At 41.0% G+C, this 9,111-nt stretch carries 6 protein-coding genes; all 6 read right to left on the bottom strand.

Going from position 1 to position 9,111, the window contains the following annotated elements:
• Positions 1-864: CDGSH iron-sulfur domain-containing protein (locus EO95_RS17180; protein WP_082106041.1), on the bottom strand; the 864-nt coding region annotated here is incomplete at its 3' end.
• A 243-nt stretch (positions 865-1,107) separates the two neighbouring features.
• Complete coding sequence (locus tag EO95_RS12480; protein WP_235283003.1) at positions 1,108-3,144, bottom strand: beta-propeller fold lactonase family protein; 2,037 nt, start codon at positions 3,142-3,144, stop codon at positions 1,108-1,110.
• An 858-nt stretch (positions 3,145-4,002) separates the two neighbouring features.
• Complete coding sequence (locus EO95_RS12475) at positions 4,003-4,722, bottom strand: CDGSH iron-sulfur domain-containing protein (RefSeq protein WP_235283002.1); 720 nt, start codon at positions 4,720-4,722, stop codon at positions 4,003-4,005.
• Between the two features lie 1,376 nt (positions 4,723-6,098).
• Complete coding sequence (gene pyrF / locus EO95_RS12465) at positions 6,099-6,764, bottom strand: orotidine-5'-phosphate decarboxylase (RefSeq protein ID WP_048135061.1); 666 nt, start codon at positions 6,762-6,764, stop codon at positions 6,099-6,101.
• A gap of 4 nt (positions 6,765-6,768) precedes the next feature.
• Complete coding sequence (locus EO95_RS12460) at positions 6,769-7,722, bottom strand: deoxyhypusine synthase (protein WP_048135059.1); 954 nt, start codon at positions 7,720-7,722, stop codon at positions 6,769-6,771.
• A gap of 566 nt (positions 7,723-8,288) precedes the next feature.
• On the bottom strand, positions 8,289-8,609 hold the full coding sequence (locus tag EO95_RS12455) for a hypothetical protein (RefSeq protein ID WP_235283001.1): 321 nt from the start codon (positions 8,607-8,609) through the stop codon (positions 8,289-8,291).
• Positions 8,610-9,111 lie beyond the last annotated feature (502 nt).

Genomic DNA, 9,111 nt, shown 5'->3' with positions numbered 1-9,111 from the left:
TTCCAGGCCCCACTTCTTCCTGAACTCGAGCTTCTGCTGGCTGTTCATCCAGTGGCTGCCGTCACAGTAGGGCTTGTTCTCCGATTTCCCGCAGCGGCAGAGGGTTACTCTGTTCCGGGATTCGTACATGTTGCCATCTGCAGATTCAATGGGGATACCACCTCGAACCCAAAGGGAACCTTCACAACCTTTTTGTTTGTCGTGAACCAGTACAATAGATGGTTCAAATTCTTTTTCAAAGGGTTTGCCTGTCTTCTTGTCCCACAGGACCAGCCGTCCCGACGGGCAGACCATGGCTTCCTCTATGGCGGTTTGTCTTGCTTCCGGGTCGTCTGATTTTTGTATGAGATCCCTTATTCCGCCAGCCCGCTGGCAGAAACGGGAATGATCGCAGAGCTCGTAGGCATCGGTGAGTTTTAGATCAGGACCTTCAAACGTTTCCGCTGTTTCCAGGTAAGGCTTTCTGCTGGCTGTTTCGCTACCGTCAAAACCGATCTTTTCGTCTTCTGTGAATCCTGAAAATACAACTTCTTCCCATTCTCTGTCTATTTTGACTACTTCCGGAACAAGCTGTTCCCCCGTTTCCGTGAGATGCAAACATACAGCACGACGATTATTTTTATCCGTGATACGTTTGACCAAGCCTTTATCCTCAAGGACTTTGACCATCCAGGATATGCTTTCCTTATCAATCAGCAGTCTTTTGGCAAGTATATTTTGTGTTAGACCTTGCTCATCAGAAAGCACCATGAGCACGAAAAACTGGCCTTCCGATAGACCAAGTTCTTTCATCCAGATGTTTATCCTTACAAAATGACTGCGATATGTTATAGAGATTAATGCTCCGAGTGCCATCCTGTCCATGTTGACACTCATTTGTTGCGAATAGTTGTTAGTGCAACTGTTGTTGCGCCAATTATGATTGCAGAAGGAGTATTGAAGGATTTTGCATAGCATATTAGCTGTTGATAGGAACAGAAATACAAAATCAAAGTTGAGCGGGTGCTCCCCTTTGTTTCAGAAAGTGTGCCAGCTCAACTTTGACTATATAATTGGTGTTTTTTAACAGAAAATTTCTCGACCAACACTCATGAATAAATATTTGTATCATTCTGGAGCTTCGCTATCAGGGATTGGTGTAAGCCCGGTCCCGTTGGATCCCCAATAGTACGTAACAGTATATTCATGACCAGATTCCAATTGAGTATATCCTTTAGTGGTTTGGGTTTCACGGTACCATGAACATCCTCCCCGGGGATATGATACTCTGATATATTCATCAAAACTACCTGTTGGAGCTGAAACTGTGCGGGTTTGCTCATTGAGAACATTAGCTTTGAAAATGGGTTCTTTAGAACCTGCCTTTGTCCACTCCACGAGGATATTGTTTCCAACTTTATTTATTAGATTAAGATTAACGCTATTGGTATATATTGGAAGATAATCTTTAATTTCCTTGCAACCTGGCCCCGCAATTGTAGTGGAATCGATTGATGTTACTGGTCCTCCTATAAATTGCCCGAAAGCTCGAGGATTGTTTCCTACAGGCACCGTGGCTATAACAGTATTGGTCGTAGTATCAATAACAGATACATTGTTGCTGCCGCTGTTCGCCACGTATACCTTTTTTCCATCTGGGGTGACTGCAACTCCAAAAGGATTGTTTCCTACAGGCACCGTAGCTATAACAGTATTGGTTGTAGTATCAATAACAGATACATTGTTGCTGTCACTGTTCGCCACATATACCTTTTTTCCATCCGGGTTTACTGCTACTCCAGTGGGATTCCCTATTTTCACCTCGGATGTAATTCTGTTTGTTGCTACGTCAATTACAGATACATTGTTGCTGCCCAAACTTGCCACATATACCTTTTTCCCATCCGGGTTAACTGCAATCCCGTAAGGAATCCCTTCGACATTCACTACGGCTATAACATTGTTTGTGACTGTGTCAATTATAGAGACATTGCTATTATCATTTCCAAGATCTCCACCAGTTACATATACCTTTTTTCCATCCGGGGTGACTGCAACTCCATAAGGAACCGATCCTACATTTACCGTGGCTGTAACATTGTTTGTGGCTGTGTCAATTACAGAGACATTGCCGTTTTCGGAATTCACCACGTATATCTTTGTTCCATCCGGGCTGACAGCAATTCCTTTTGGGGATTTTCCTACATTTATCGTAGCTGTAACATTGTTCGTGGTCGTATCAATTACAGAAACATTGTTGCTGCCACTGTTTGCCACATATACCTTTTTTCCATCTGGATTTACTGCAACTCCAAAAGGACTGTCACCTACAGACACCGTGGCTGTAACAATGTTTGTTGCTGTGTCAATTATAGAGATATTGTCACTGTCATCGTTCGTAATATATACAAACGGAGCCGAACTTGAAGAAGAAGTTTCATTTTTATCTATTGGTATGAGTTCCGGATTTGGTCTGGTTTCAACTTGGTCTATTTTGAATCCATATGCAGCATCATACCCGTTAGTTTCAAGCTTGAGTTTGATTGTATTTCCTGTATACCACTCTGTCCAGAAATCTTCCTTATTGTAGTCTTTAAAAGTTACAAGTTTGTTTCCACCCTTATCAAAAAAGGTTAGCTTGTCATCAAAATCAAGCTCTAATTTTGTGAAATGGAGGCGCATCTGAGTTGCTTCAGGCTGACTTATCTCAGGCCAGATATAGTTAAAATTATTTGCATATGGATGATATGATTCAGGTAACTCGCCAGATGGAGCCATATCATTTCTGGTTTCTACTTGATCTATTTTGAATCCGTAAGCAGTATCATACCCGTTAGTTTCAAGTTTGAGTTTGATTGTATTTCCTGTATACCACTCTGTCCAGAAATCTTCCTTATTGTAGTCTTTAAAAGTTACAAGTTTGTTTCCATCCTTATCAAAAAAGGTTAGCTTGTCATCAAAATCAAGCTCTAATTTTGTGAAATGAAGACGCATCTGAGTTGCTTCAGGTTGACTTATCTCAGGCCAGATATAGTTAAAATTATTTGCATATGGATGATATGATTCTACTAAAATGTTAGTTGAAGCCATCGTACTCGTTACAAAACCTGTTAATAAAAACATTCCTGCTACTGTCAAAATTATCATTTTGATCATTTTCGACATTTAACCACCCCTAAATTTCCCATTATATTATAATTCTCTCATCGCAATGTAATGTGCAATTTTCTCTATGATTGCTTTCATGGCAGTTGATTTGTATACTTCACAAATATTTTAACCTAGCGTGGGTTGGCTGCCAAAAAATTACCGCTTTTTACTCTTATTCCTCCCCCATATCATCTGCAATGCAGACCAGGGCATACAGAATAAATTACGGCATTTGACTGCTGATTTTAATAAAAACATTGGCAGCATTAGAAATTAGAGATACCATAATAATATTACGTAGATAGATAATAATCATTTGTATATAAATCGTTATTCTATTTGCTAAAAAACATAATGTAACATTATTTATTCAAAATTGTATAAATATATTTTAAGAATGAGCACTTACGACGCAAGTTATACTATGCCTGTTTCTGACTTCACGCCTCCTCTTATTAAATATCGAGCCTTCCCAAAACTCAAAATTTGCTTTTTGAGCTCTAATTTAAGTGGCCAATTGAGTTTCTGATTATCAAAGAAATTCTGAATAGTTCTGATAATGGAGATTAAAACTGGATTTTGGGATGAGCTCAAGATGAAATAGAAAATTAAATAGAAAAGAGATATTGATATTAATTATGGAAAATATATAAAAAATAATACTAATTAATAAACAGTATTTTAAATTTTCTCGTTTTTAAGCACTCAAGAAAGGGTTTATTCTGTAGAGATTTATCAGGAAGTAGACTGATGCACCTGCTTACAAATGAAAATATTCCTCTGAGCTTGTTGCAGGCTGATGAGACTTTGGCAATGTGAGATTACTATTACTATTTCCGCAAGTTAAGAATCTTTATTAATCAACGAACTCACTCATTCCAGGCCCCACTTCTTCCTGAACTCGAGCTTCTGCTGGCTGTTCATCCAGTGGCTGCCGTCACAGTAGGGCTTGTTCTCCGACTTCCCGCAGCGGCAGAGGGTTACTCTGTTCCGGGATTCGTACATGCTGCCATCTGCAGATTCAATGGGGATACCACCTCGAACCCAGAGGGGACCTTCACAACCTTTTTGTTTGTCGTGAACCAGTACAATAGAAGGTTCAAATTCTTTTTCAAAGGGTTTGCCTGTCTTCTTGTCCCACAGGACCAGCCTTCCCGACGGGCAGACCATGGCTTCCTCTATGGCGGTTTGTCTGGCTTCCGGGTCGTCTGATTTTTGTATGAGATCCCTTATTCCTCCAGCCCGCTGGCAGAAACGGGAATGATCGCAGAGCTCGTAGACATCGGTGAGTTTTAGATCAGGACCTTCAAACGTTTCCGCTTTTTCCAGGTAAGGCTTTCTGCTGGCTGTTTCGCTACCGTCAAAACCGATCTTGCGGTGGGTCCCATCACAGAAGGGCTTGTTTTCGGATGAGCCACAGCGGCATAAAATATAGGCTTCCCGCCGGGGGTATTCCTTTAGATCAATTAATTCTCTGGTGTGGCCGGCGTCATCGGTGACAATTACCTGTTCGAAAAGCGGCACTCCACCTGTAACCCGATACGGTCCGTCTTTGATTATCTTAATCCTCATTTCTTTCTCATTGACTGCCATAATCATAATCCCCCATTACCTCTTATAATGCAGTACTGGATGTTTAGTCTGACTATTCACCTCTTTGATAATTTCTATAGTTTTCCGATTCATACTGTCTCAAATAAGGGCGCATGTAATAGGATTGATCAAATCCTCAACCAGGCAATAAGATGGTTACTGCTGCAGACATATTCGATAGCTATCAGCTTAACTGTGGGTTTCAAGACTGAGGGAGAGGGATCAGAGACAGACGATGATTACGGATTTCTAAATCTCACTTCTCCACTGGAGATAAAATAAGGTTTATCAAGTCTAAGGGTGCTGGGTGAAACAAAAAATCTTTTAACTTTTCAAAACATATAAGGAAGCGTGAACAATGACAGCGCAATCATTGGTTCTGGCACAGGAGAAATAGAAGTTACGAGTCATGCTGTAACAACGAGTCATGCAGAATTTTCGAGTCATGCTGTAACATTATATGGGATACCGGTTGTTTACATTGTTATTGGAGCATTATTTGTATTATTTCTTTTATATTTATACTGTAGAATGACAAGAAAAGAAAGACACTGTATGAGTAAATCGAGTTACTTAAAATTGTTTTTTGCTTTATTTATCCCGCTATTTTTTTATAATCTGTATTATATGTATAACAGTTCCTGGTTTTACAATGTCTATGCCAAATCGTGGTGTAATACTTTCTGGTTTACCCATACTATTTTTATTATTATGAATGCAAGTACTGTATCTATATTGGAATCTATCTTTCCGTATTTATTCATAACTCTGAGTATATTAATAATAAACTGCTATCGTAAACCGGCTTAGAGAGGGGCTTGAAATTAAACTTTTATTGCAAAAACATTTGTTTAATCTGTCATACACGGATATAACGCTAATAATTTCAACGGTGAAAAATAGGAAAGTTTTAGGTGTAAGGATCCCGCAGCGCCTTATTAACTATGAAGGAATTATCAAATCTCTTTTTAATTAACTATCTTAAAACTTCCCTCCACGCCCGCATGCTCACGAAGTGAGCAGATATCGGGCGGTCGCTGGCAAAAATGAAGAAAATTAGAATCGGCAGCTGCCAAAATAAGTATGTTACAGATAGTTGAGCCGGATAGAAGTAACACAGGAAGAGAAGAGGGGTCCCTGATTAAGATGTTATGTAAAAACTGTTCAGCCTTTCGAGACTTCGAACCCCCAGAAAATAGACCTGTAGTGAGAAGTGCAGGATTGCTTTTTCTAGAAGAAAAAACAATTTTTGTGCCTCAGAACTCATAGGGCTCATCATGAAATCAGCCGATTTTTTCATCACAGGCACGTAATTGAGATTATAAATGTATTTTAGAGAAACTTAGAGAAACTTTCTCTTTCAGATCAAAATCTCTTCAGTATTCTCCGCGAAGCTCAGCTTGAATTTCCTCCGCAATCTCACGTGCAGCTTCTTTAGGAGACTCTGCTTTGTAGATGCTTCTGCCTACAATCACCCAGTCTGCCCCTGCAGCAATAACGTCCGAGGCTCTTCCTCCCTGGGCGCCTACGCCGGGAGAGATAATAGTGAGTTTGTCCCCGACGATCTTCCGGATTTTCTTCACTCTTTCGGGCCGCGTGGCTGGGGCGACAAGCCCGAAAGCTCCTGCTTCAAGCGCCATCTTTGCAATTGCCTCTGCGGCTGGCTGCATGAACTCGGCTCCGCCGGGGTGGCTCATTTCGCTCACAACGAAGACGTCCTTTCTGTATTCGGAAGCGATTTCAATGCAGGCATCAAGGCTGTCCCTGCCTGTAAAGCCCTGCACAATGATTGCATCGGCTCCTGCTTCAAATACCTGGTCACAGATTAGGCGGTTGGTGTTGGGGATATCGGCAACCTTGAAATCTGCTATAACCGGGGCAAATTCTGCAAGTTCCCTGATTATGTCAAGCCCTGTAGCAAGTATCAGAGGGTAGCCCACCTTTATTGCGTCCACGAATTCCCAGATGTCTTCTGCAATCTTCAGCGCTTCTTCCCTGTCAGTCACGTCCAGGGCAACGATCATACCGGTATTCCTTTCCATCAAATCACCTCTTTGAAAGGCGTGTCCTCACAGCTGACACAATAAGCGGAAGAGTAATAGTCGCATCTGCGTAGACTGTCACTGATTTTGCATCTTCGCCGACCTTTCCCCAGGACCGGGCTTCGTCAAGAGTTGCCCCGCTCAGCCCGCCGGTTTCCGGATGGTCCATTGTTAGCTGGATTGCGTAGTCAAAAGACCTGGGAGTTATAAGCATAGACTGCAGGATATAGTTCTTGGGGACCCCGCCTCCAAGCAGCATTGCGCCTGCACTTTCAGCCCCATAGCAGATATCTATGAACTCGTGCATATCCGCAAAAGCATCCACATGCAGAGGGTTTCCTTCCTTATAGAGCCAGGCCTGAAGTCCTATTACTGAGTCCTGAAGAGCAGGGCAGTAGACCGGCACACCCATTTCGGCTGCGGTCTTAAGGATGGAGGAGTCATCGTCCAGATTCTTCCCGATTTCTGTAAGGACCTGCCGGATTGAGAGTTTTTCCTGTGGAAGCCCTGCATAAACGCCCTGTAGAAATTCTTCAAGGTCGGTGAAGTGCTGGTCCGGGAGGTAGACATCATAGATCCTATCAATACATTCATGCCTGAGCTGAATATCATTTGCGCAATCTGAACCTTTATAATGGTGAAGGCCAAGAGCCTCAACCGTGTCATGAACCATATTGGCTCCGGTTGTGACAAGCACATCGATATGCCCGTCGCGGATCAGGTCTGCAACAATATTCCTCATGCCTGCAGGCGTCATCGCCCCCGCAAGCCCGAAAAACTTCGTAGTTTTCTCTGAAGCCAGCATCTCATAATAGATATCTACAGCCTCAGCCAGCCTGCCTGCTCCAAAGGCACAGCCGCTGTACTCCCTTACCAGCTCATCTACGGTCATATTCGGAACTATCTTTGCCCCTTTGACCGGATTTGTAAGATCTTTAGCAGAAGCTTCAAAGTCCATTTTTTTTTCCTCATAGATTATAATACTCTTAAGACGTAACTATAACAAAAATATAAACATTTTTAATAGTTGTTATGTTAAAACGTAGAGATACTAAAATATAATTATTTATATAATTTTCTTAATGCATAAGCGTGTTGAAATAAGTATACAGGAATATAGGAGGTCTGTGAAGTTTGTCGCCTAATAGACTGGCATGAGACACTGAGGTAAGCGTTCCATGTTCAGCATTTTGTTTGAAGTTTTTCTATCCTGCAAGTAACTATATGAAACTGATTATATGAAACTGATTATATGAAACTGATTATATGGAACTGATTATATGAAATTAATTATATAAAACTGATTCATTGGTCATCGGTTAAATAAGGAATCATGACAAATTGTATCCACTTCTACAATAGTGTTCAAAAAATTCTCTTTGCAGGATCAGAACTTGATCGTAATTTGACGCCTACGGCACGTGAGTAAGAACCTGCTGACTTGTGAAAGTAGCTTTGGGGAATGAAGCAGGAAACCCGTGAACTAAAGTTCACGGGCAGTTAATCCTATTGTAAGTGTTACAGTTAGATTCCTGAAGTAGTGGATAAACAGGATCCGTCTCTAAGGCGATCTCTGTCACCGTTGCAGTTAGAAGCCCTGCTGGATAATGTGCATGATCCGTCTCTAAGGCGGTCTCTGTCACCGTTGCAGTTAGAAGCCCTGCTGGATAATGTGCATGATCCATCTCTAAGGCGGTCCTGGTCCTGGTCACCAAGGGATTTCTCATTGTGGAAGTCTTTTGTTATTGGAACTGCAGAGACTCCCGCAGGAAGCAAAGTTAACAACATTAATACAACAGAAACTGATGCCATAATCTTCAAAGTTGACTTTCTATTGAAACTCATTTTTTTTCACCTTATTTGCTTATTTTTTATACGAGAATACCGGTAATCAAAAACGAACTGGGAATACAATAATATAAAGATTCTTATTATAAATAAGCAGAAATAAAGCAATAAAAATACATTCGAAGCTTTATAATACTTTATTTTATTTTATAAAGGATTATATCATCCTAAATTAAAAATTAATGTACATCGTGTGTAACTATATCTTTACACTGAAAAACATTCAAAAATAAGGATTTCGGAGAGGTTGTATTCCCTGTTCCTTAATACAGTCCTTTATGCCAGGGCATCTCCGTCTCTTTTCGGTGGGCTTTTTTCTACAGACCTGAGCTGTTCAAGTCTCATTTTTTCTCGTGAGCAGTCTTTCCCACATTCGGGAGACTAAAATTCATTTTTCTTATGAAAAATACTCAGTTAAATAAGATTATGGTACAAAAAACAGAAGCCAGTTTTGTTACCCAGCTTTTTCGAGCACCCTGCTACCGTGCCAACATTATCC

It is taken from the genome of Methanosarcina sp. 1.H.T.1A.1 (genome assembly GCF_000979295.1).
Lineage (GTDB): Archaea > Halobacteriota > Methanosarcinia > Methanosarcinales > Methanosarcinaceae > Methanosarcina.
The sequence above is the reverse complement of the archived record's forward strand: the minus strand, read 5'-3'. Positions and strand labels throughout refer to the sequence as shown.